Raw genomic sequence first — 22,348 nt, forward strand, 5'->3', positions numbered from 1 at the left:
CGGCGAGCGGAGCGAGCCGCCTTGATCGAGGTAGAGAAACCTGTAACAGGCCCTAGCTGGTGCGAGTGAGCGCGGTCAGGTGATCCAGGTATTCGCGGCCTGCCGTCTCCGTGGCGTAGTCGCGATTGACGATGGCCGCTAGCTCTCGGCTGACCATGAGCAGGGAAGGCAGAGACTGCCGGTCCCCCTTCAGCGCCCACTCGCCGTAGTTGACGGCCTGGTCCAAGTCGCCCTGCCGGGCTGCCACCACGCCGAGGGTGATCCGTGCCTCCGCCATGCGCATGGGCGAGCGCTCGGAGCCGTCGAAGTCCGTGCCCGCCCGGATGACCTCGTGGGCAAGGTTCTCCGCGAAGCGGTCCTCTCCCAGCAGTCGGTAGCAGTCCATCGCGTAGAAATCGAACTTCGCCGGGTCCACTACAAAGTGGTGATCAAGGTTCTCGGGGTACGGCATCCCTTCAAGGAGCTTTCGGCCTCTGTCCAACGCCACTTCGGTTTGTCGCCGGTCCCCCAGTCGCGCCCATCCCTTCGCCTCCTGGGCCGCGAGCTGCACCGCAACCCCATGCGTCGGAGACGCGTTCGTCCCGGCCTGCGACGCAGCCAGGATCCCGCGGTAGTCACCGGTCGTGAGTGCGAACCACGCACGCATCTCGTGCGCCCAACCGGAGATCTCCGGGTTGTCAGCCTCGCGAGCTAAAGACAGGGCTGCCCTGCGGGTGCTCTCCGCCGCTGCTCGGTCGCCCATGTCGTACTCGACGCAGCCGATCAAGAGCGCGAGCCATCCGGACAGGGTGAGCACTTCACGGTGCTGAGCGAGCGTGAGCCGCTGCGACTGGAGCCCGGCGACGCGCTTGAGCCACTGCCGTCCCTCCATCGCGAGCTGTGCGCCCGGCAGGTACGGATACTCCGAGCACAGCCGGTCGGTGGTGATCCGGAGGGCATCGAGCGTGGCGTTGTCGACGTCGGACGCCTGCAACCGGCTGATGATGTCCAGGGTCTCCATGCCGCTCGCCGCAACGATCTCGGCGTTCCCGTCCCGCTGCCCGACAACCGGGAAGATCGCGTGGGTCACGGTGCCGAACGTGGCCGCAATGATCGGCTTGTAGAAGTCGCTCGGCATGACCTCGCCAGACTCCCACCGCTTCCACTGGCGCACCATGCTGGAGCCTTCGGGCAGCGGCTTCGGCGAGTGGGCACGCAGCGCGGCGACCACTTCGGCCTGTGACCACTGTCGGGCTTCTCGCTCCGAGGCAATCCGTCGCGCCCATGCCGGCCGTTCGTCGCTCATGTGCTGCCCTCCCGTCGGGGTGCTTGCCTTCGAGTCTGGCACTCGGGGAGCTGGTGACACGGGGGGTGACAGGGGGTTGGCACCAAGGCTGTCCCCCAGTGACACCACGCCTGTCCCTAGTTACCCAATCGCGCAGCGCGCATGGTGGATCACCTGTCAGGCACTGCTCGGGGACTGGGCTCGCTTCTCCAACTCGGCTACTCGGGCAGCAAGTTGCTGAATCTCGGAGTGGATGGCATTGATCTCATCTCGGTTAGCGGGCCCGCTGGCTTCTTGCCCGGCTTCGCCTGTGCTCAGCGGGGACTGCACGAAGTACCCCCGGGTCGGCACCGAGACAATCACGCCCTCATCAGCAAGCACCTTCAGCGCGTTGCCCACGGTCACCGTCGTGACCTTGAAGCGGTCGGCGAGTTCGCGGAGTGATGCGAGCCGGTGCCCTGCCGGTAGCGGGGTGCTGGCGATCTCTTCCCGCAAGGCGTCGGCAATCTGCACTTTCTTGGGCCTGGGGTCGTGGGCTTCAACCGTCATGAGCCGAGAGTACCGATCAGGGCGACATAGCACAGCCTATGCCGCACTACCTCTTGTGATCTACTCTGCTATATAGCAAGCTATGTCACGTGGTCGAAGGGCCACAAACCCGGAGGGCGACGCTCCTACCGCCAAGCAGTTTCGCCGCCCTCCTTCGTCCCTCGAAGGGAGCTTCCATCATGCCCGTGACGCTCTACGTCTCGCACCCTGCGCCGTTATCGGCTCCGCTGTCTCGCACCGAGGACGCTCAGGTCGTCCCCTCGCCATGCCACGCCTGCGGAATCGCGGGTGGTACGGACTGGATCAAGGTGGACGGCATCGGCGTCCTCGTCCACAACGCCCGTGGTCGCGAGCGGTGCCCGGTGGCCGTTGCCTTCGACTGGGAGACCGGCAATCCGCTGGCTCCCGTCTCCGGGGCGGTGGCGGCATGACCACTGCGACGATCACCGCGAACGAGCGGCTGCGCGGGGCGATGGTGGCCGCGAATGTCACGTTCGAGGGCCTGGCCGACAGGCTCGGCGTCGATCCGAAGTCGGTGGAGCGCTGGATCACCCTCGGCCGTACCCCGCACGCGAGGAACGCTCACGCGGCAGCGAAGCACCTGCACGCCGACCCGTATCACCTGTGGCCTCGGCTAGATGAGCGTCACCGGTCGGTGCCGACGTCTCGCGATGAACTGGTGACCTGCTACCCGACCCGCAGCGTCGTCCCGCTCGAACTGTGGCGCTCGACCCTGGCTGGTGCCGTGGGCGTGATCGACCTCGCCGTGGCGAACCCGCTGTTCCTGGTGGATGCGGTCTGGGACTTGGCCGCGCTGCTCGCCGACAAGGCCGCTGCCGGTGTCCGGGTCCGTCTCGTCGGCCCCGCCAGCTCGTCGCCGGTGACGCTGGCTGACGTCTTCCCCTCGCTCACCTCGGTGCCCGGTGTCCGGCTGGCTGAGCACTCCGGGCTGCACGCCGACGTGGTGCGGGCGGATGACGACTTGCTCGTCTCGACTCCGGTGGACGGCCTGGTCCCGGTGCTCTCCCCGGTCATGCACCTGCGCCGCCTTGGCCCGGCCCCGCTCACCTCCGGCTACCTGACGGCGCTGGATCACCTCTTCGCCACCGCCACCCCGGTCCACGCTGCTCGGCTTCGGGCGGTGGCTGCATGACCCGTCTGCCCGTTCCCCCGGCCGCCGTTGCTGATGTGGCGGCGGCCGTGGGCACCGACCCGCTCACTCTCGCCGACCTCCTACGCGTCGCCTCCACACCCGGGTTCGACCGCTGGCAGGAACAGATCCGGCGCACGGGCGGCTGCTCCGACCCGATCCACCTCCAGGGCTGGACCATCACCAAGGACCGCCAGACGGCCGAGACCCTGTACGCCTACTCGACCGAGTCCGAGCCAGGCGGACGGCTCCGGGTCGCCTGCGGCAACCGCCGCGCCTCCCGCTGCCCCTCCTGCGCCTGGACCTACGCGGGGGACACCTACCACCTGATCCGCGCCGGGATCACAGGCGACGAACGCAAGGACGTGCCCTCAACCGTCCGGGATCACCCTCGCGTGTTCGCCACCCTCACGGCACCCTCGTTCGGCCCGGTGCACAACCGACCGGCCTCCGGCGTCTGCCGCTGCGGCACCGCCCACCACGAGGACGATCCCGCCCTTAGCACGGCGCTGAACCCGGAGCGCTACGACTACTCCGGGGCGGTCCTCTGGAACAACTACGCCGGGCAGCTCTGGCAGCGCTTCACGATCTACCTGCGCCGTGAGATCGCCGCACGCGCGGGCCTCTCCCAACGCGCCCTGGCCGACGCCTGCCGGGTCTCCTTCGGCAAGGTCGCCGAGTTCCAAAAGCGCGGCGCGGTCCACTTCCACGCTGTCGTGCGCCTCGACGGTCCGGACGGCCCGGACACCGAGCCTCCGGCCTGGGCCACCGTGCCACTCCTCGACGACGCGATCCGTGCTGCTGCCGCCCGCGTGGCTGTGGAGGTGCCTTCGGTCGGCACCCACCGGGCCCGAACGCTGCGCTGGGGAACGCAGGTAGACGTGCAGGCCATTGGGGCTCTCGGCCGGGAGGACCTGACCGAACAGGCAGTTGCTGCCTACGTGGCCAAGTACGCCACCAAGGCCGCCGAGACCACCGGTACCGTCGACCGCCGCATTGGGGAGCTCTCGGAGCTGGACCGGCTGAACCTGCCCACCCACACCCGGCGGCTCATCGAGGCCTGCTGGGACCTGGACGCCGACTACCCGGAACGGCTGCTGGCGCGCTGGTCCCACATGCTCGGCTTCCGCGGCCACTTCTCCACCAAGTCCCGCCGGTACTCCACCACCCTCGGCGCACTCCGCCAGGTCCGCGCCGACTACCGCGCCCGCCAGGAACGCCAAGCCCGCGGCCTGCCGGACATCGACCCCGACGATCAGGAGGGCTCCACGCTCGTGCTCGCCCACTGGACCTACGCCGGGCACGGCCACACCCCCGGCGAATCCTGGCTCGCCCAGACCATCGCCAACGACATCAAACAGAACCGCGAGCTAGTCCGAGAGGTCCGAAGCGAGCTGGAGGGGGACGGCTGGGATGACTGATGAGCTGCTGACTGTCCCGGAGGTGATGGCTCGCCTCAAGGTCGGCCGTACGGCGGTCTACGACCTGATCCGGACGCGCCGTCTCCCCTCGCTGACCATCGGCCGTAGTCGCCGAATCCCTGCGGACGCCCTGCGCGCATTCCTCGCGTCTCGCCTGGAGGAGGCTGCCTGATGGCCAAGCGTCGCCCCAATGGCGGGGGAACCATCACCAAGCGCAAGGACGGTCGGTACCAGGGGGCTGCCTACGTCACCAATACTGACGGCCACCGGGTGCGGAAGTTCGTCTACGGCTCGACGTACGACGAAGCGGCCGAGAAGCTCGGCAAGCTCCAAGACCAGGAGCGCAACGGCGTCCCGGTGCCGTCTCGTAGCTGGACGGTCGGGGAGTGGCTGGCCTATTGGCTTGAGCACATCGTGAAGCCCAACCGCGAGTACAACACGTACGCGAAGTACGAATCCAAGGTCCGGCTGTACCTCATGCCGCACCTCGGCAAGAAGCCCATGGTCCGGCTCACGCCTGCTCAAGTTCGCGCGTTCATGACGACGTTGGAGCAGCGCGAGCAGGTGCCGGCCGCCACTCGCTTCGAGGTTCTGCGGGTCCTTCGCAACGCGCTCAATCGGGCCCGGCTGGAAGAGCTCCTGACGCGCAACGTGGCTGAGCTGGTGGACATGCCGAAGGTGAGCAAGGGGGAGGGCAAACCGTGGACCGCGCGCGAGGCGATCGAGTTCCTGCGCGCCACTCGGGCTCACCGGCTGTACGCGGCGTGTGTCCTGGTCTTGGTCCTCGGCCTTCGGCGGAGTGAAGTGCTCGGCCTGCGCTGGCAGGACATCGACTTCGAGCGCCAGCAGTTCACGCCGGTCAAGCAGGTGCAGCGCGATGACGACGGCCTGGTGCTCAAAGACCTCAAGACCGAGTCGTCTCAGGCCGTGCTGCCCTTGCCCAAGTTCTGTGCCAGCGCGCTGGAGGAACGGCGGTACCTGCAAGAGCTCGAGCGGAAGATAGCGGGCGATGCCTGGAAGCAAGCGACGGACGCAGACTTGATTTTCTCGGAGCGGCACGGCGGGATGATCGAGCCTCGCGGCTTCTCTCGTACCTTCGACGCCCTGGTGAAGCGAGCTGGTCTTCGGCGGATCACGGTGCGGCTGGCTCGTCACACCTGCGGGACGCTGCTGGCCTTCCTGAAGGTGCATCCCAAGGTCGCCCAGGCGATCCTCCGGCATAGCCAGATCAGCATGACGATGGACATCTATACACACGTTGTGGATAACGATCGACGCGAGGCTGCGGCCCTGCTCGCCGACCTCTTAGAAGATCCGCTCATCGGCTGATGTCAGCTACTGATGCAAAAGACCCCCAGGCTTCATCACCTGGGGGTCTTTCGGCTGGTGGGGCTAACAGGATTTGAACCTGTGGCCTCATCCTTATCAGGGATGCGCTCTAACCAACTGAGCTATAGCCCCGCCGCGCTGCGCGCTGACCTCTGAAGATTAGCGCACGTCCGGGGCAGTACCAAAATTGGTTACTCGTCCTCCGCCAGAGTCAGCTCCACGCCACCGACGAAGCCCGCGGACAGGTTGTAGATGAACGCCCCGAGCGTCGCCAGCGCTGTAGCCAGCACCACATCGATCACCGCGATGACCGAGGTGAAGATGAGCACCCGTGGCAGCGAAAGGAACGACTGGAGGTCGAAGCCATTGTTCTCGTTGGAGCCGGTGGCCTGGCTGATCGTCCCGCCGACCGTGGAGAACACCCCCATCGCGTCCATGACCATCCACAGCACCGCGGCCGCGATCACCGTGCAGATGCCCAGCGCGATGGAGAGCAGGAAGCTGACCTTCATCACCGACCACGGGTCGGCCTTGGCCACCCGCAGCCTCGCCTTGCGGGTACGCGGCGTCGTACGCGCCCCGGTCCGCGGCCGGCGCACAGCGCCACCCGCCTGCGGCACGCCGCCACCGCCCTGGGGCGAGGGATACGCCTGCGGCGGGTGGTACGGCTGCCCCGACTGCTGCGGCGCCGGCTGCTCGCCATCGAACCTCTCGTACGGGGGTGTGTGCCCCCGGGTGTCCGTCACCGTAACCCCCTGGGAGTCCGCGGCAGGGCCACGGGCACCGCTCGCTCCGGAAGCGGCCGATCCGGCGCCCGTGGCTCCACTCACGCTTTACTCCTCGTGCTCCCCGGTCGAAGGCTGCGTGCCCTCGACCACCGCCTCGACCGACTCACCGTCGGCCTCTTCGGTCCCGTCGACCTCTTCGGCCTCGCGACCCGCCTCGGCGTTACGCGCGATTCCGACCACGGCATCGCGCTTGCCAAGGTTGATCAGTTGGACGCCCATGGTGTCACGGCCCGTCTCCCTGACTTCGTTGACTCGCGTACGAATCACGCCGCCACCGAGGGTGATGGCGAGGATCTCATCCGTCTCCTCGACCACCAGCGCACCCACGAGCGAACCGCGGTCTTCCACAATCTTGGCGGCCTTGATGCCGAGGCCGCCGCGACCCTGGACGCGATACTCGTCGACGGCGGTCCGCTTCGCGTACCCACCATCGGTGGCAGTGAACACGAACGTACCGGGCCGGACAACATTCATCGAGAGCAGTTCGTCGCCCTCACGGAAACTCATGCCCTTTACACCCGACGTCGCACGCCCCATCGGACGCAGCGCGTCATCCGTCGCGGTGAACCGGATCGACTGCGCCTTCTTGCTGATGAGCAGCAGATCGTCCTCGGCCGACACCAGCTCGGCGCCGATCAGCTCATCGTCGCTGCCGTCCTCCGTCTCACGGAGATTGATCGCGATGACGCCACCCGAGCGGGGCGAGTCGTAATCCTTCAGAGACGTCTTCTTCACCAGACCACCCTTGGTGGCGAGCACCAGGTAGGGCGCGGCGTTGTAGTCGCGGATCGCCAGGATCTCGGCAATCTGCTCATCCGGCTGGAAGGCCAGCAGATTGGCGACATGCTGACCGCGCGCATCCCGGCCGGCGTCGGGGAGTTCGTACGCCTTGGCGCGGTAGACACGGCCCTTGTTGGTGAAGAACAGCAGCCAGTGGTGCGTCGTGGAGACGAAGAAGTGGTCGACGATGTCGTCTTCCTTCAGCTTCGTGCCCCGTACGCCCTTGCCGCCGCGCTTCTGCGAGCGGTAGTCGTCCGTCTTCGTTCGCTTCACATAGCCGCCACGCGTGATGGTGACGACGATGTCCTCCTCGGCGATCAGGTCCTCCATGGACATGTCGCCGTCGAAGGGCACCAGCTTGGAGCGCCGGTCATCGCCGAACTTCTCTACGATGACGGCCAGTTCCTCGCTGACGATCTGACGCTGCTTCTCCGGCGAGGCCAGGATCGCGTTGTACTCGTCGATCTTCGCCTGCAGGTCGTCGTGCTCGGCGACGATCTTCTGGCGCTCCAGGGCGGCCAGTCGGCGCAGCTGCATCTCGAGGATGGCGTTGGCCTGGATCTCGTCGATCCTGAGCAGGCCCATCAGGCCCTCGCGCGCGACCTCGACCGTGTCACTGCGCCGGATCAGCGCGATGACCTCGTCGATCGCGTCCAGTGCCTTGAGCAGACCGCGCAGGATGTGCGCCCGCTCCTCCGCCTTGCGCAGGCGGAACTTCGTACGCCGGACGATGACCTCGATCTGGTGGTGCACCCAGTGGCGGATGAAGGCGTCCAGCGACAGCGTGCGCGGCACGCCGTCGACCAGCGCCAGCATGTTCGCGCCGAAGTTCGTCTGCAGGTCGGTGTGCTTGTAGAGGTTGTTCAGCACGACCTTGGCGACGGCGTCGCGCTTGAGCACGATGACCAGGCGCTGGCCCGTACGGGACGAGGTCTCGTCGCGGACGTCGGCGATGCCGCCGATCTTGCCGTCCTTCACCAGGTCGGCGATCTTCTGCGCGAGGTTGTCCGGGTTGGTCTGGTACGGAAGCTCGGTCACCACCAGGCACTGCCGGCCCTGGATCTCCTCGACCTCCACGACCGCGCGCATCGTGATGGAGCCGCGTCCGGTGCGGTACGCCTCCTCGATGCCCTTGCGGCCCACGACCAGCGCCCCGGACGGGAAGTCCGGGCCCTTGATCCGTTCGATGAGCGCGTCGAGCATCTCCTCGTGGGTGGCCTCGGGGTGCTCCAGTGCCCACTGCGCGCCGGCCGCGACCTCGCGCAGATTGTGCGGCGGGATGTTGGTCGCCATACCGACCGCGATCCCCGCCGAACCGTTGACCAGCAGGTTCGGGAAGCGCGCCGGCAGGACCGTCGGCTCCTGGTTGCGGCCGTCGTAGTTGTCCTGGAAGTCGACGGTCTCCTCGTCGATGTCCCGGAGCATCTCCATCGACTGCGGCATCAGCTTGCACTCGGTGTACCGCATGGCGGCAGCCGGGTCGTTGCCCGGGGAACCGAAGTTGCCGTTGGAGTCCACCAGCGGCATGCGCATCGACCACGGCTGGGCGAGGCGTACGAGCGCGTCGTAGATCGAGGAGTCGCCGTGCGGGTGGTACGTACCCATGACGTCACCGACGACGCGGGCGCACTTGTAGAAGCCCTTCTCGGGCCGGTAGCCGCCGTCGTACATCGCGTACAGCACACGCCGGTGGACGGGCTTGAGGCCGTCCCGTACGTCGGGCAGCGCACGCGAGACGATGACGGACATCGCGTAGTCGAGATACGAGCGCTGCATCTCGGTCTCGAGCCCGACGGGCTCGATCCGCAGCACCGGCTCTTCTTCTTCGGTCGTGGCGGGAGTGTTCTCGTCGGCCATTGCTGGTCAAAATCCTTTCGAAGCGGTCAGCGACAGACCGACTCAGATGTCGAGGAAGCGGACGTCCTTGGCATTGCGCTGAATGAACGAGCGCCGCGCCTCGACGTCCTCGCCCATCAGCACCGAGAACAGGTCGTCGGCCTGCGCCGCGTCGTCGAGCGTGACCTGGCCGAGCACGCGGTGGTCCACGTCCATCGTGGTGATGCGCAGCTCCTCGGCGTTCATCTCGCCGAGACCCTTGAAGCGCTGGATCGAGTCTTCCTTGATCCGCTTGCCGTTCTGCTTGCCGAGCTCGACGAGCGCATCGCGCTCACGGTCCGAGTACGCGTACTCGAAGTCGTCCCGACCCCACTTGATCTTGTAGAGCGGCGGGCGCGAGAGATAGACGTGCCCTGCCTCGACCAGCGGCCGCATGAAGCGGAACAGGAAGGTCAGCAGCAGCGTGTTGATGTGCTGGCCGTCGACGTCGGCGTCCGCCATCAGGATGATCTTGTGATAGCGGAGCTTCTCGATGTCGAAGTCCTCGTGGACTCCGGTACCGAAGGCCGAGATCAGCGCCTGGACCTCGGTGTTCTGCAGGATCTTGTCGATCCGCGCCTTCTCGACGTTCAGGATCTTGCCTCGGATGGGCAGGATCGCCTGGTACATCGGGTTACGGCCGGACTTGGCCGAGCCGCCGGCGGAGTCACCCTCGACGATGAAGATCTCGCACTTCGTCGGGTCGTTGGACTGGCAGTCGCTCAGCTTGCCCGGCAGCGAAGCCGACTCCAGCAGGCCCTTGCGGCGGGTCAGGTCGCGGGCCTTGCGTGCCGCGACGCGCGCCGTCTGCGCCTGGATGGACTTGCGGATGATGTCCGCGGCCTCGTTGGGGTTGCGGTCGAACCAGTCGGTGAGGTGCTCGTGCACGACCTTCTGGACGAAGGTCTTCGCCTCCGTGTTGCCCAGCTTGGTCTTGGTCTGGCCCTCGAACTGCGGCTCGCCCAGCTTGACCGAGATGATCGCGGTCAGACCCTCGCGGATGTCCTCGCCGGAAAGGTTGTCGTCCTTCTCGCGCAGCAGCTTCTTGTCGCGCGCGTACCGGTTGACCAGGCCCGTCAGAGCGGCTCGGAAACCCTCCTCGTGGGTGCCGCCCTCGTGGGTGTGGATCGTGTTCGCGAAGGAGTACACACCCTCGGTGTACTGGGAGTTCCACTGCATCGCGATCTCGACCGAGAGCATCCGCTCCTTGTCCTCGGACTCGATGTCGATGACGGTCGGGTGGATGAGCTCTCCCTTGCGGGAGTTGAGGTACTTGACGAAGTCGACGATGCCGCCTTCGTAGTAGTACGTCACCGTGCGTGCGGGTGGCTCTTCGTCCGGCTCCTCGGGGGCATCGGCACCCGCGGTGGCTTTCGCCGACTCGCGCTCGTCCGTCAGCGTCAGGGTGAGGCCCTTGTTGAGGAAGGCCATCTCCTGGAAACGGCGGGAGAGCGTCTCGAAGGAGTACTCGGTCGTCTCGAAGATGTCGGCGTCGGCCCAGAACGTCACCGAGGTGCCGGTCTCGTCCGTGGGCTCGTTTCGCGCGAGGGGCGCGGTCGGGACACCGAGTTTGTAGTCCTGCGTCCAGCGGTAGCCGTCGCGCTTGACCTCGACGGAGACCTTTGACGACAGGGCGTTGACGACCGAGACGCCGACGCCGTGCAGACCGCCGGACACGGCGTAGCCGCCGCCGCCGAACTTGCCGCCGGCGTGCAGCACGGTGAGTACGACCTCGAGGGCCGGCTTGTTCTCCGACGGGACGATCCCCACCGGGATGCCGCGGCCGTTGTCGACCACGCGTACGCCACCGTCAGCGAGGATCGTGACGTCGATCCTGTTCGCGTGCCCGGCGAGGGCCTCGTCGACGGAGTTGTCGACGACTTCGTACACAAGGTGATGAAGGCCACGCTCACCGGTCGAGCCGATGTACATGCCGGGGCGCTTGCGGACCGCGTCCAGACCCTCGAGGACGGTGATCGCGCTGGCGTCGTACGAGGCGGTGACCTCGCCGTTCCCACCGGCAGGAGTGGACGGGATGTTCTCGTTGGGGTTGCCGGAATCGGCCACGAAGCGCCCTTTCTGGCACAGCACAAGCCGTTCTCCGGGCAGGCGGGAGCGGCTGCGTCGTTCGACATGTTCCGCGAGTGGGCGGGATTGTCCATCAGTCTACCGGTACCGCCGACACGAATGGGGGTTTGCCGGTAGCTGAGTCCGCATGTGCCGCCCTGAACCGTGATGGTCCGACTCCCCATATCCAGGAAGGGGCTCCAGGAGGCTCACACGGGCGTTGAGCGCTTCGGCCTGTCAACCACTCGCTACGGTCCGACTATGTTCTGGCTGTGATGAGAGACACCTCACACGTCATGGGGGTTTCGCTCGTTACGGGTGGGGTTGGCCGCCATGGACTCCATGGGCGCAGCCCCAGCACGTGCGGCCGGGGGCCCCGCGGCGCGAATCTGCCGCGGCAGGGCCGTCGCGAGGCCCGGGGGCCGGAGGCCGGAGAACCCTGGAGGCCCGGGACGTAGCCCCCAGCTTCGGGAGCGGGGGCGCGGGGGTGGATGTGGTGAGAGACACCTCCCCCTCAGCCGTACGTGTCGCCCGGCCCCACACTGCCCGGCGCCCTCAGCGGCCCGTACCCCGTCTGCGGCCCCCCCGGCCCCAGCACCTTGATCAGCCGTACCGTCCCGTGCCCCAAGTCCTCGTTCAGCCGCGCCACCAGCCTCGGCGCCAGCAGCCGCAGCTGCGTCGCCCACGCCGTCGAGTCACACTGCACCGTCAGAACGCGCTCAGCAGGATCATCGTCAAACCTCTTCGGAGCACAGTGGTTCGCCAGGTCCTCGCCCACGATCTGCGGCCAGCGCCCCATCACCCCGCCCACCGCGGCCGGCGTCTCCCAGCCCCGCTCGGTGATCAGCCGGTTGATCGCCGCACCCAGCGGCAGCGGATCGCGGCCGTCCGCACGCGCCCCCGACCGCAGCCCCCCGCCCCGCCTGGCCTGCTTCTTCTGCTGCGCCGCCGCACCTCGCGCCTTCGCCTGCTCCTTCGCCGCGCGCAGCGCGACCCTCGCCAGATCGACGCCCGACGACTCGGGCACCTTCGGCGTCTGACCGGGCTCGCCGCCGGGGTCCTCGCTCATACGCGTTCCACCGCCCCGTCCGCCACCGCGTACCGCGTCCCCGCCAGCACCCCCGGCACATCGTCCTCGACCGCCGCGGTCACCAGCACCTGCTCACCCGGAGCCACCAGTTCCGCCAGCCGCTCCCGACGCCGCGCGTCCAGTTCCGCGAACACGTCGTCCAGCACCAGCACGGGTTCATTGCCCTCCGCCCGGAGGAGGTCGTACGAGGCCAGCCGCAGCGCCAGCGCGTACGACCAGGACTCACCATGGCTGGCGTACCCCTTCGCCGGCAGCTGCCCCAGCTTGAGCACCAGGTCGTCCCGGTGCGGCCCGATCAGCGTCACGCCCCGCTCGATCTCCTGCTTGCGCACCTCTGCCAGCGCGCCGATCAGCTGCTCATACAGCGCTTCGCGCCCCTGCACTCCGCCCGCACCGCCAGCGGCGGAGGAACGGTACTCCAGCGCCACCGGCCCGCCCCCTGGCGCCACTTGCTCGTACGCCTTCTCCGCCAGCGGCTCCAGCGCCGCGATCAGTTCGATCCGCTGCGCCAGCAACTCCGCGCCCGCCCGCGCCAGATGCTGGTCCCACACATCCAGCGTCGACAGATCCGCCCCCCCGGACTTCGTCGCGGGAGTTACCCCCGCGCGCCCGCCGTGCCGTCGTGCCATCGCCGCCGACTTCAGCAGGGTGTTGCGCTGTTTGAGCACGCGCTCGTAGTCGGACCGCACCCCTGCCATCCGCGGCGACCGCGCAGTGACCAGCTCGTCGAGGAACCGCCGCCGCTCGCCCGGATCGCCCTTCACCAGCGCCAGATCCTCCGGCGCGAACAGCACCGTCCGTACTATCCCCAGCACATCACGCGGTCTGACCTGCGAAGACCTGTTGATACGGGCCCGGTTCGCCTTCCCTGGATTGAGCTCCAGCTCGACCAGCTGGGAGCGCTGACCCTGCGTAACGGCGGCCCGGATCACCGCCCGGTCGGCCCCCATCCGCACCAGCGGCGCGTCCGAGGAGACCCGGTGGCTGGCCAGCGTCGCCAGATAGCCGACCGCCTCGACGAGATTGGTCTTGCCCTGCCCGTTCGCCCCCACGAACACACAGACGCCCGGGTCGAGAGGGACCTCGACCCGGGCATACGAGCGGAAGTCGGCCAGCGACAAATGCGTGACGTGCATGGATGTACGCCGACCTCCCCCGGCTCAGGGCTACTTCTTGTTCTCGACCTCGTGGCCGCCGAACTGGTTACGCAGCGCGGCGACCATCTTCATCTGCGGGGAGTCGTCCTGACGGGACGCGAACCGCGCGAACAGCGACGCGGTGATCGCGGGCAGGGGCACCGCATTGTCGATCGCAGCTTCCACAGTCCACCGGCCTTCGCCGGAGTCCTCTGCATAACCCCGCAGGTGTTCCAGGTGCTCGTCCTCGTCCAGCGCCTTGACCGCCAGGTCGAGCAGCCAGGAGCGGATGACCGTGCCCTCCTGCCAGGACCGGAAGACCTCACGTACGTCGGTGACCGAGTTGACCTTCTCCAGCAGCTCCCAGCCCTCGGCGTAGGCCTGCATCATGGCGTACTCGATGCCGTTGTGGACCATCTTCGCGAAGTGGCCCGCGCCGACCTTGCCCGCGTGCACCGAGCCGAACTCTCCCTCGGGCTTCAGCGCGTCGAAGACCGGCTGCACCTTCGCGACGTGTTCGGCATGGCCGCCGTACATCAGCGCGTAGCCGTTCTCCAGGCCCCAGACGCCGCCGGACACACCGCAGTCAACGAAGCCAATGCCCTTGATGCCCAGCTCTACGGCGTGCTTCTCGTCGTCCGTCCAGCGGGAGTTGCCGCCGTCCACCACGATGTCGCCGGGGGACAGCAGCTCGGCCAGCTCGTCGATGGTGGACTGGGTCGCGGCTCCGGCCGGGACCATCACCCAGATGACCCGCGGGCTCTTCAGCTTGCTCACAAGCTCTTCGAGGCTGTGGACATCGGCAACATCCGGATTGCGGTCATAGCCGATGACAGTGTGGCCTGCGCGGCGGATGCGCTCGCGCATATTGCCGCCCATCTTGCCGAGGCCGACGAGACCGAGCTCCATCACAGATTCCTTAAGCGTTGTATGCCGATTCGTACCCGGATCCGAGCCTACGCCCGGCCGGTACCGACAGCCCGACGGGCCCGCTCGGGCGTGAGCAGGGCACGTCGGGATCAGCCCTCGGGCGGGCCAACCGGACTCAGCCGGACAGCCGCACGGGCATGATCAGGTACTTGTACGCCTCGTCCGCCTCGGCATCCACAGCCGGTTTGCCGCTCAGCAGCGCGGGCTTGGTGGAGGTGGTGAACGAAAGCTGGGCGACCGGCGAGTCGATGGCGCTCAGACCGTCGAGCAGGAAGGTCGGGTTGAAGGCGATCGAGATGTCATCGCCCTCCAGGTTCGCGTCGACACGCTCCACAGCCTGTGCATCGTCGCTGGAACCGGCCTCCAGGATCAGCACGCCCTGCTCGAAGCTGAGCCGCACCGGGGTGTTCCGTTCGGCGACCAGAGCCACTCGCTTGACGGCCTCGACGAAGGGTGCGGTCTCGATCACGGCGACCGAGTTGAACTCGGTGGGGAACAGTGTCCGGTACTTCGGCAGGTCGCCCTCGAGCAGCCTGGTCGTGGTCCGCCGCCCGGCGCCCTCGAAACCGATGAGCCCCTCACCCGCACCCGAGCCGGAGAGCGCGAGCGTGACCGTGTCACCGCTGGTCAGCGCCTTGGCGGTGTCCAGAAGCGTCTTGGCGGGCACCAGCGCGACAGCGGAGGCTTCGGGGTTCTCCGGCTTCCACAGGAACTCGCGGACCGCGAAGCGGTAGCGGTCGGTGGAGGCCAGCGTGACGGTGTCGCCCTCGATCTCGATACGTACGCCGGTGAGCACCGGGAGCGTGTCGTCGCGGCCGGCGGCGATGGCGACCTGCGCCGCGGCGGAGGCGAAAACCTCGCCGGGTACGGTGCCGGTCGCGGTCGGCATCTGCGGCAGCGCCGGGTACTCCTCCACAGGCAGGGTGTGGAGTGTGAATCGCGAGGAACCACAGACGACGGTCGCCCGTACACCGTCTGTGGAAATCTCCACCGGCCGGTTGGGAAGGGCGCGGCAGATGTCTGCGAGCAGCCGGCCGGAGACCAGGACGGTGCCGTCCTCGTCCACCTCCGCCTCCACGGAGACGCGGGCCGAGACCTCGTAGTCGAAGCTCGAGAAGCTGAGGGCGCCGTCCTCCGCCTTCAGAAGAAGGCCCGCGAGTACGGGCGCCGGCGGACGGGCCGGGAGGCTCCGGGCCACCCAGGCCACCGCCTCCGCGAGTACATCGCGCTCCACCCGGATCTTCACCGGAACCGCCTCCTGCTGTTGCTGGCTCGCCCTTGCTGGCCTTCGTCGTCGGCTGTGTCGCCGGGGACCAGTCTGACGCACGGCACCGACAGTCGGTGCGGGTCGGGGTCAAGTCGTGGCAAGAGGTGTCGGGCGCTCCGGGCTGGAGTTGTGCACAGGGCCTTCTTCGAAGCGAATTCCCCGGTAACTCTAAGTGGGAGTAGTAGTAGGGCCTGTGGAAACCGTGGATAACGTCATCCACGCAGGTCAGACCCATTTTTTTGTCCACCGGGCCTGTGGGCGGAGCCGGTGGACAACCCGGTGGTTCTGTGGACGCCGGAAAGTTCTGCACATTCGATGCACAGCCCGAGGGGACTTCTCCCCAGCGCTGTCCCCAGCTTTACCCACGTTCCCCACAGCCCAACCGACCTCGTTGGTGTGACGCCTTTCACTCGACACGGTGAGCACGGGTGCTTCGTTGCCGAACAGTGGACAGGGGTGTGGAGAAGCTGTGGGCAACGAGGCGCTGCCTGTGGGCCGCCGGTGGACAACCTTGATCGCGCCCTGTGGAGGGCTTCTGTGTCCACAGTCTGTGGAGCGCGGTTGGCCACAAATCCACAAGCAGCTGACCTGGTGTGATGATGTCTCGGCAACCGCCCCTGTGGACGCAATCTGGACAACTTTCCAGTCCCCAGGCTGTGGACGGAAGGTCGTCCCCAGAGCTGTGGAGAACACCTCCCGGTCGCCGACTATTCGAACACCGGACACCTGGAGGAGAGACCCGGGAGAGGTACGGCGATCCCTCTGGAACGACGAAGGGCGCCCCAGGACCTCGTCCCGGGGCGCCCTCCAAGGCCTCTTGGGTGGCGACCTCAGCCGTTCTTGATGCGGTTGGTGAGCTCGGTGACCTGGTTGTAGATGGAGCGCCGCTCGGCCATCAGCGCGCGGATCTTGCGGTCCGCGTGCATCACGGTCGTATGGTCACGGCCGCCGAATTGCGCGCCGATCTTCGGCAGTGACAGATCGGTGAGCTCACGGCACAGATACATCGCGATCTGGCGGGCGGTCACCAGTACCCGGCTGCGCGACGATCCGCAGAGATCCTCCACAGTCAGACCGAAGTAGTCGGCGGTCGCCGCCATGATCGCGCCAGCGGTGATCTCGGGAGCCGCGTCCTCCCCACCCGGGATCAGATCCTTGAGCACGATCTCGGTGAGTCCGAGGTCCACCGGCTGCCGGTTGAGCGAAGCGAACGCGGTCACCCGGATCAGCGCGCCCTCCAGCTCGCGGATGTTGCGCGAGATCCGGGAGGCGATGAACTCCAGTACCTCCGGCGGGGCGTTCAGCTGCTCCTGCACCGCCTTCTTACGGAGGATCGCGATCCGCGTCTCCAGTTCCGGCGGCTGTACGTCGGTGGTCAGACCCCACTCGAAGCGGTTTCGCAGTCGGTCTTCCAGCGTCACGAGCTGCTTGGGTGGCCGGTCCGAGGACAGCACGATCTGCTTGTTGGCGTTGTGGAGCGTATTGAAGGTGTGGAAGAACTCCTCCTGCGTCGACTCCTTGCTCGCCAGGAACTGGATGTCGTCGACCAGCAGGATGTCCACATCGCGGTAGCGCTTGCGGAACGTGTCGCCCTTGCCGTCGCGGATCGAGTTGATGAACTCGTTGGTGAACTCCTCCGAGCTCACATACCGCACCCGGGTGCCGGGGTAGAGGCTGCGGGCGTAGTGCCCAATTGCGTGCAGCAGGTGGGTCTTGCCGAGCCCCGACTCCCCATAGATGAACAGGGGGTTGTACGCCTTGGCCGGCGCCTCCGCGACAGCGACCGCCGCGGCGTGCGCGAATCGGTTGGACGCGCCGATGACGAAGGTGTCGAAGAGGTACTTCGGGTTCAGGCGGGCATGTGGCTCACCGGGACCGGGCGCCGGCGAGGGCTGAGCGCCCAGCGGCCCGGGAGCGCCCCCGGGAGCGCTGCGATGGGGTGCCTGCCGATCGGGAAGGTCGTGGCGCTCCCGGCGCGGCTGCTCGTATTGCTGGCGCTCGGGCGGCGGGGGCTGCCGGTAGTCGTGCTGGGGCTGGCGCGGCCGGGCGGTGGCGTACGGGTCGCGGTCCTGGAAGCCGCCAAGCCGCGGCTGCTGCCAGGAGAGGTCCTCCTGTGTACGCGGCCAGGCGCCGGGCTCCGGGCGCTGCTGCTGGTGCTGTTGGTACTCGGGGTAGGCAGGACGGACGTTCGGCAACCGGTCGTCGTCGGGCCGGTGCCCGTAGTCGTCGTACGGGTCGCTCTGCCGCTCGTCGTGCTGTGGGCCCTGATAGCGAGGCGCCTGCGGCTGCGTGGGGGGTGACTGCGGAGCCGGGGGCTCGCCCACGGAGTCGTCCACGGTGATGGCGATTCGGATCGGCCGGCCGCACTCACGGCTGAGGGTATCGCTGATCAACGGGGCGAGGCGGCCCTCGAGGACGCGCTTGCCCCATTCATTGGGCACGGCGAGGAGCGCGGTGTCGGCCACCAGTGCGAGTGGCTGGCAGCGCTCGATCCACTGCTTGTCCTTGGGCTCGATGCCCTGCTGGCCCTCAGCGAGGAGCTGTTCCAGCACTCGTGGCCACACTGCGGCAAGATCGGCAGGTACATCAGCCACAAGGCACGCTCTCTCGCAGGTCCCACGAATGTGTGGTTCTCGGGACGGGATGGGAAGACAGGCAGGAAAGGAATTGGAGTTCAGCCACGGTAGTCAGGGCGACCCGCGCGGTTCAAGTTGTTGTCCACAGCCTGTGCACAGTGGAGCACGGCGTGAGCGTGGTTTGACCGGATGGCGTAGCCGCGCGTACCGTGACCAGGTCGAGTTGTCGATGGCTGCTGCCGCCTGCCTCCGATGGGCAAAGATCACGGTCTGTGATTGTGAAGCGGTGCACTCGGGCGTAAACGCGAGCTACTCGTGGGCGCACGGTGACAGCCAGGCGATGTCCCGCCATCAACGAATCATTTCTGGAGCCCCCGAGTGAGCAAGCGCACCTTCCAGCCGAACAACCGTCGTCGCGCCAAGACCCACGGCTTCCGCCTGCGGATGCGCACCCGTGCCGGCCGCGCGATTCTCGCGAACCGCCGTGGCAAGGGTCGCGCCAGCCTGTCCGCCTGATCGCGTACAGGTCGTGACGTGCTGCCTACCGAGAATCGGCTGAGGCGGCGCGAGGACTTCGCGACCGCAGTACGCCGAGGACGCCGGGCCGGTCGCCCGCTCCTCGTCGTCCATCTACGCAGCGGTGCAACGGACCCGCACGCGCCTGGGGAAAGTGCTCCCCCGACGTGTGCGGGTTTCGTCGTGAGCAAGGCTGTGGGCGGGGCGGTCGTACGCAACAAGGTCAAGCGGAGACTGCGCCACCTCATACGCGACCGACTCGCCGAGCTGCCCCCCGGTAGCCTGGTGGTCGTACGGGCGCTGCCCGGTGCGGGCGACGCCGATTATGCACAGCTGGCCCGAGACCTGGATGCCGCTCTTCAGCGGCTGCTGGGAGGGGGCGCGCGATGAAGTACCCGCTGCTGGCTCTGATCAAGCTGTATCAGTGGACGATCAGCCCACTGTTGGGGCCTGTCTGCAGGTACTACCCGTCGTGTTCCCACTACGGGTATACGGCCATCGACCGGCACGGCGCGGTCAAGGGCACAGCACTGACCGCCTGGCGCATCCTGCGGTGCAATCCGTGGTCGCCGGGTGGCGTCGATCATGTGCCGCCGCGCAAGCGTCCGCGATGGCACGAAATGCTGCGCGACGCCTTGCGTGGCAGCAAGGGCGGGCACTCCGCCGCCGATGTGCCTCCCCGGGGGTCGATCTCCGAACCCCCGAGTGCGGCCGCAGAGACCTCGCCCAATGCTCAAGGAGCCTGATTAGTGGACACGATTGCCAGTCTCTTCAGCTTTATCACCACACCTGTTTCGTGGGTCATCGTCCAGTTCCACACGTTCTACGGGGCGGTCTTCGGCCCTGACACGGGCTGGGCCTGGGGACTGTCCATCGTGTCGCTGGTGATCCTCATCCGGATCTGTCTGATCCCGCTCTTTGTGAAGCAGATCAAGTCGACCCGGAACATGCAGGCGCTCCAGCCGAAGATGAAGGCGATCCAGGAGCGCTACAAGAGCGACAAGCAGCGTCAGTCCGAAGAGATGATGAAGCTGTACAAGGAGACGGGCACCAACCCGCTCTCCTCGTGCCTTCCGATCCTCGCGCAGTCGCCGTTCTTCTTCGCCCTGTACCACGTGCTCTCCAGCATCGCCTCGGGCAAGACCATCGGTGTTATCAATGAATCGCTGCTGGGCAGCGCCCGTCAGGCGCACATCTTCGGCGCCCCGCTGGCGTCGAAGTTCACGGACAGCGCGGAGAAGGTCGCCGCACTCAACGCCTCGCTGACCGATGTCCGTATCGTCACCGCGATCATGATCGTCCTGATGTCGGCGTCGCAGTTCTACACCCAGCGCCAGCTGATGCAGAAGAACGTCGACCTGACGGTCAAGACGCCGTACATGCAGCAGCAGAAGATGCTGATGTACATCTTCCCGGTCATCTTCGCCGTGATGGGCATCAACTTCCCCGTCGGTGTCCTCGTCTACTGGCTGACCACCAACGTGTGGACCATGGGCCAGCAGATGTACGTGATCAGCCAGAACCCGACGCCGGGCAGCAAGGCCCAGGACCACTACCTGCAGCGCCTGCTGAAGAGCGTCACCGCTCACAGCGAGGTTCGGTCGCGTCGCAAGCGCAATGTCATCCAGGCGATCGTGGCCAAGGGCACGGACCGCAACGAGAACGAGCGTCGGTTCATCACGGGCCTGGCCAAGGCGGGCCTCGCCGCCCAGCCGGACGGCACGGTGGCTAAGAGCGACACAGCAGTCGCCGAGGCTGATGGCAGCCCCGCGCAGAGGCGGCAGCAGCCCAAGCGCCAGACCAAATCGAAGCGTCAGTCCACCGGTGCGCAGCAGGGCGCGGCCAAGAGCGCCGAATCCGCCGACTCCGAGTCGAAGCCCTCGCTCGAGAAGGATGCGCGCTCCGGAGGTACCTCCCAGGCCGGAGGTTCTGGGGGAGACGCCAAGCCGAAGCCGGCGGGGAAGCCTGCCTCAGGTTCCGCACACCAGCAGCCCAAGTCCGGACAGCGCAAGGGCCAGCAGCGGCCCAAGCACCCGTCGTCCAAGAAGTAAGAAGGAGTCCATCCGTGACGGAAGGCACCATCTCCGCCGCCGCCGAGGGTGGCGACACCCTGACCCGCCTCGAGCAGGAAGGGGAGATCGCGGCCGACTACCTCGAGGGTCTGCTCGACATCGCCGATCTCGACGGTGACATCGACATGGACGTCGAGGCCGACCGGGCCGCGGTCTCGATCGTCAGTGACACGGGTAGCCGGGATCTGCAGAAGCTTGTCGGCCGTGACGGCGAGGTCCTGGAGGCACTCCAGGAGCTGACGCGGCTCGCCGTGCACCGGGAGACGCGGGACCGCAGCCGGTTGATGCTGGACATCGCGGGCTTCCGGGCCAGGAAGCGCACGGAACTCGCCGAACTCGGCGCCAAGGCCGCTGACGAGGTGAAGGGCACCGGTCAGCCGGTGAAGCTGGACCCGATGACGCCGTTCGAGCGCAAGGTCGTGCATGACGCGGTCGCCGCCGCGGGTCTGCGCAGCGAGTCCGAGGGCGAGGAGCCGCAGCGCTTCGTCGTCGTACTCCCCGCCTGACCTCCATCGTTCTGTCGGCCCCGTCTGTTCGCAGGCGGGGCCGATCTTTGTCAGCCTGATAGTCAGCCAGCCACCACCACAGTCCACAGTGCGGTACGGAAGGACGGTTCCCGTGACGGAGGAAGCAGAGCTTCCCCAGGCGCCCGAAGAGGCGCGGGCGGTATTCGGAGAGTTCTTTCCGGAGGCCGTGCGGTATGCGGAGCTGCTGGCGGACGTCGGAGTCAAGCGTGGCCTGATCGGTCCCCGTGAGGTGCCGCGACTGTGGGAACGGCATCTGCTGAATTGTGCGGTGCTCTCCGAGGTGGTACCGGAGGGTGTGACGGTCTGCGATGTGGGCTCGGGCGCCGGCCTCCCGGGCATTCCGCTGGCGTTGGTGCGTCCGGATCTGAAGATCACGCTCCTTGAACCTCTGCTGCGGCGCACGAACTTCCTTCAGGAAGTCGTCGAGCTGCTGGGGCTGGACCATGTGACCGTGGTCCGGGGCCGTGCCGAGGAGGTCCTGGGCAAGCTGCCTCCGGTGCATGTGGTGACGGCGCGTGCCGTGGCGCCGCTCGACCGGCTGGCGGGCTGGGGGGTGCCGCTGTTGCGTCCTTACGGAGAGATGCTCGCGCTCAAGGGCGACACCGCCGAGGAGGAGATCCAGGGGGCCCGGGCCGCACTGAGCAAGCTCGGCGTCGTGGAGACCTCGGTTCTGCATGTCGGTGAGGGGCTCGTTGATCCGCTGTCCACCGTGGTGCGTGTGGAGGTTGGGGAAAGCCCGGGTGGAGTGCGCTTCGCAGCGAAGCGGGCCAAGGCCGCCCGGACCAGCCGTACCCGTCGGCGTCGCTGACCCATAGCAGTTCGTACTGTCTATCAGCGATGCTCCATACAAGCTTCCATACGTACGCATTTCGGAGTGTCGTGCGCCCGTAGTCCTGCGTCGCGTGCATCGTGTTTCACGTGAAACGTCGCTCACTGCTGCAGGGAATCATCAGCCGCGGCCGTGCTGCCGCCCCGATGCGGGACCGCAAGCCCTTCGCGAGGGCTACGGAA

General features: G+C 67.2%; 21 protein-coding genes and 1 tRNA gene. 11 read left to right on the forward strand and 11 right to left on the reverse strand.

Annotated features, from left to right (window positions below; all coding sequences use genetic code 11):
• Nucleotides 1-52: 52 nt before the first annotated feature.
• Nucleotides 53-1,285 (reverse strand): XRE family transcriptional regulator, encoded by a 1,233-nt coding sequence (locus tag ACWDO5_RS04115; protein WP_450528176.1) that lies wholly within the window; start codon nucleotides 1,283-1,285, stop codon nucleotides 53-55.
• A gap of 156 nt (nucleotides 1,286-1,441) precedes the next feature.
• Nucleotides 1,442-1,813: a GntR family transcriptional regulator gene (locus ACWDO5_RS04120; protein WP_450528178.1), complete on the reverse strand. Its 372-nt coding sequence runs from the start codon at nucleotides 1,811-1,813 to the stop codon at nucleotides 1,442-1,444.
• A 179-nt stretch (nucleotides 1,814-1,992) separates the two neighbouring features.
• Here ACWDO5_RS04120 and ACWDO5_RS04125 point away from each other — a divergent pair, with 179 nt between their 5' ends.
• Genes ACWDO5_RS04125 through ACWDO5_RS04145 form a run of 5 tightly spaced genes read left to right on the forward strand, consistent with a single transcriptional unit; the run spans nucleotide 1,993 to nucleotide 5,713 of the window.
• The gene (locus ACWDO5_RS04125; RefSeq protein ID WP_450528181.1) at nucleotides 1,993-2,244 is read left to right on the forward strand and encodes a hypothetical protein; all 252 of its coding nucleotides are present in this window, start codon (nucleotides 1,993-1,995) and stop codon (nucleotides 2,242-2,244) included.
• Complete coding sequence (locus ACWDO5_RS04130; protein ID WP_450528183.1) at nucleotides 2,241-2,966, forward strand: hypothetical protein; 726 nt, start codon at nucleotides 2,241-2,243, stop codon at nucleotides 2,964-2,966. The genes ACWDO5_RS04125 and ACWDO5_RS04130 overlap by 4 nt, the downstream gene beginning before the upstream one ends.
• Nucleotides 2,963-4,384, forward strand: a complete 1,422-nt coding sequence (gene repSA / locus ACWDO5_RS04135; protein WP_450528185.1) for a replication initiator protein RepSA — start codon at nucleotides 2,963-2,965, stop codon at nucleotides 4,382-4,384. The genes ACWDO5_RS04130 and repSA overlap by 4 nt, the downstream gene beginning before the upstream one ends.
• Complete coding sequence (locus ACWDO5_RS04140) at nucleotides 4,377-4,556, forward strand: helix-turn-helix domain-containing protein (RefSeq protein ID WP_175290811.1); 180 nt, start codon at nucleotides 4,377-4,379, stop codon at nucleotides 4,554-4,556. The genes repSA and ACWDO5_RS04140 overlap by 8 nt, the downstream gene beginning before the upstream one ends.
• Complete coding sequence (locus ACWDO5_RS04145; RefSeq protein WP_450528186.1) at nucleotides 4,556-5,713, forward strand: tyrosine-type recombinase/integrase; 1,158 nt, start codon at nucleotides 4,556-4,558, stop codon at nucleotides 5,711-5,713. Before ACWDO5_RS04140 ends, ACWDO5_RS04145 begins: the two co-directional genes overlap by 1 nt.
• 55 nt (nucleotides 5,714-5,768) lie before the next feature.
• Here ACWDO5_RS04145 and ACWDO5_RS04150 read toward each other — a convergent pair.
• The 9 genes from ACWDO5_RS04150 to dnaA form a co-directional block, all read right to left on the reverse strand.
• A tRNA-Ile gene (locus tag ACWDO5_RS04150) sits at nucleotides 5,769-5,845 on the reverse strand.
• A gap of 59 nt (nucleotides 5,846-5,904) precedes the next feature.
• The gene (locus ACWDO5_RS04155; protein WP_450528188.1) at nucleotides 5,905-6,459 is read right to left on the reverse strand and encodes a DUF3566 domain-containing protein; all 555 of its coding nucleotides are present in this window, start codon (nucleotides 6,457-6,459) and stop codon (nucleotides 5,905-5,907) included.
• A gap of 87 nt (nucleotides 6,460-6,546) precedes the next feature.
• On the reverse strand, nucleotides 6,547-9,138 hold the full coding sequence (gyrA, locus tag ACWDO5_RS04160) for a DNA gyrase subunit A (RefSeq protein WP_450528190.1): 2,592 nt from the start codon (nucleotides 9,136-9,138) through the stop codon (nucleotides 6,547-6,549).
• A gap of 42 nt (nucleotides 9,139-9,180) precedes the next feature.
• On the reverse strand, nucleotides 9,181-11,247 hold the full coding sequence (gene gyrB, locus ACWDO5_RS04165) for a DNA topoisomerase (ATP-hydrolyzing) subunit B (protein WP_450528191.1): 2,067 nt from the start codon (nucleotides 11,245-11,247) through the stop codon (nucleotides 9,181-9,183).
• Nucleotides 11,248-11,737: 490 nt separating this feature from the next.
• Nucleotides 11,738-12,292, reverse strand: coding sequence for a DUF721 domain-containing protein (locus tag ACWDO5_RS04170; RefSeq protein ID WP_450528193.1), 555 nt, complete (start codon nucleotides 12,290-12,292; stop codon nucleotides 11,738-11,740).
• Nucleotides 12,289-13,449 carry a DNA replication/repair protein RecF gene (gene recF, locus ACWDO5_RS04175; protein ID WP_450528194.1) on the reverse strand — a complete coding sequence of 387 codons (1,161 nt, stop codon included), beginning with the start codon at nucleotides 13,447-13,449 and terminating at the stop codon, nucleotides 12,289-12,291. Before recF ends, ACWDO5_RS04170 begins: the two co-directional genes overlap by 4 nt.
• Before the next feature lie 30 nt (nucleotides 13,450-13,479).
• On the reverse strand, nucleotides 13,480-14,358 hold the full coding sequence (gene gnd / locus ACWDO5_RS04180; RefSeq protein ID WP_450528196.1) for a phosphogluconate dehydrogenase (NAD(+)-dependent, decarboxylating): 879 nt from the start codon (nucleotides 14,356-14,358) through the stop codon (nucleotides 13,480-13,482).
• Between the two features lie 136 nt (nucleotides 14,359-14,494).
• Nucleotides 14,495-15,625, reverse strand: a complete 1,131-nt coding sequence (dnaN, locus tag ACWDO5_RS04185) for a DNA polymerase III subunit beta (protein WP_355823249.1) — start codon at nucleotides 15,623-15,625, stop codon at nucleotides 14,495-14,497.
• A gap of 851 nt (nucleotides 15,626-16,476) precedes the next feature.
• Nucleotides 16,477-18,240, reverse strand: coding sequence for a chromosomal replication initiator protein DnaA (gene dnaA, locus ACWDO5_RS04190; RefSeq protein WP_450528197.1), 1,764 nt, complete (start codon nucleotides 18,238-18,240; stop codon nucleotides 16,477-16,479).
• Between the two features lie 360 nt (nucleotides 18,241-18,600).
• Between dnaA and rpmH the strand changes: the two genes are divergently transcribed.
• From rpmH to rsmG, 6 genes are all read left to right on the forward strand, one after another.
• Nucleotides 18,601-18,738: a 50S ribosomal protein L34 gene (gene rpmH / locus ACWDO5_RS04195; RefSeq protein WP_006381191.1), complete on the forward strand. Its 138-nt coding sequence runs from the start codon at nucleotides 18,601-18,603 to the stop codon at nucleotides 18,736-18,738.
• A gap of 18 nt (nucleotides 18,739-18,756) precedes the next feature.
• Nucleotides 18,757-19,128, forward strand: a complete 372-nt coding sequence (rnpA, locus tag ACWDO5_RS04200; protein ID WP_307662332.1) for a ribonuclease P protein component — start codon at nucleotides 18,757-18,759, stop codon at nucleotides 19,126-19,128.
• Entirely contained in the window at nucleotides 19,125-19,484 is a 360-nt protein-coding gene (yidD, locus tag ACWDO5_RS04205; protein WP_450528199.1) for a membrane protein insertion efficiency factor YidD, read from the forward strand. Before rnpA ends, yidD begins: the two co-directional genes overlap by 4 nt.
• Before the next feature lie 3 nt (nucleotides 19,485-19,487).
• Nucleotides 19,488-20,789 (forward strand): membrane protein insertase YidC, encoded by a 1,302-nt coding sequence (gene yidC / locus ACWDO5_RS04210; protein WP_450528200.1) that lies wholly within the window; start codon nucleotides 19,488-19,490, stop codon nucleotides 20,787-20,789.
• A 14-nt stretch (nucleotides 20,790-20,803) separates the two neighbouring features.
• Complete coding sequence (locus ACWDO5_RS04215) at nucleotides 20,804-21,316, forward strand: Jag family protein (RefSeq protein ID WP_450528202.1); 513 nt, start codon at nucleotides 20,804-20,806, stop codon at nucleotides 21,314-21,316.
• Between the two features lie 112 nt (nucleotides 21,317-21,428).
• Nucleotides 21,429-22,145, forward strand: a complete 717-nt coding sequence (gene rsmG, locus ACWDO5_RS04220) for a 16S rRNA (guanine(527)-N(7))-methyltransferase RsmG (protein ID WP_450528203.1) — start codon at nucleotides 21,429-21,431, stop codon at nucleotides 22,143-22,145.
• Nucleotides 22,146-22,348: the final 203 nt, after the last annotated feature.

This window comes from Streptomyces sp. NPDC000880 (assembly GCF_053599675.1).

Excerpts from the sequence above, each read along its gene's own strand:
- ACWDO5_RS04115 (WP_450528176.1), bottom strand. The coding sequence starts at position 1,285 with ATGAGCGACGAACGGCCGGCATGGGCGCGACGGATTGCCTCGGAGCGA.
- ACWDO5_RS04120 (WP_450528178.1), bottom strand. The coding sequence starts at position 1,813 with ATGACGGTTGAAGCCCACGACCCCAGGCCCAAGAAAGTGCAGATTGCC.
- ACWDO5_RS04125 (WP_450528181.1), top strand. The coding sequence starts at position 1,993 with ATGCCCGTGACGCTCTACGTCTCGCACCCTGCGCCGTTATCGGCTCCG.
- ACWDO5_RS04130 (WP_450528183.1), top strand. The coding sequence starts at position 2,241 with ATGACCACTGCGACGATCACCGCGAACGAGCGGCTGCGCGGGGCGATG.
- repSA (WP_450528185.1), top strand. The coding sequence starts at position 2,963 with ATGACCCGTCTGCCCGTTCCCCCGGCCGCCGTTGCTGATGTGGCGGCG.
- ACWDO5_RS04140 (WP_175290811.1), top strand. The coding sequence starts at position 4,377 with ATGACTGATGAGCTGCTGACTGTCCCGGAGGTGATGGCTCGCCTCAAG.
- ACWDO5_RS04145 (WP_450528186.1), top strand. The coding sequence starts at position 4,556 with ATGGCCAAGCGTCGCCCCAATGGCGGGGGAACCATCACCAAGCGCAAG.
- gyrA (WP_450528190.1), bottom strand. The coding sequence starts at position 9,138 with ATGGCCGACGAGAACACTCCCGCCACGACCGAAGAAGAAGAGCCGGTG.
- ACWDO5_RS04170 (WP_450528193.1), bottom strand. The coding sequence starts at position 12,292 with ATGAGCGAGGACCCCGGCGGCGAGCCCGGTCAGACGCCGAAGGTGCCC.
- recF (WP_450528194.1), bottom strand. The coding sequence starts at position 13,449 with ATGCACGTCACGCATTTGTCGCTGGCCGACTTCCGCTCGTATGCCCGG.
- gnd (WP_450528196.1), bottom strand. The coding sequence starts at position 14,358 with ATGGAGCTCGGTCTCGTCGGCCTCGGCAAGATGGGCGGCAATATGCGC.
- yidD (WP_450528199.1), top strand. The coding sequence starts at position 19,125 with ATGAAGTACCCGCTGCTGGCTCTGATCAAGCTGTATCAGTGGACGATC.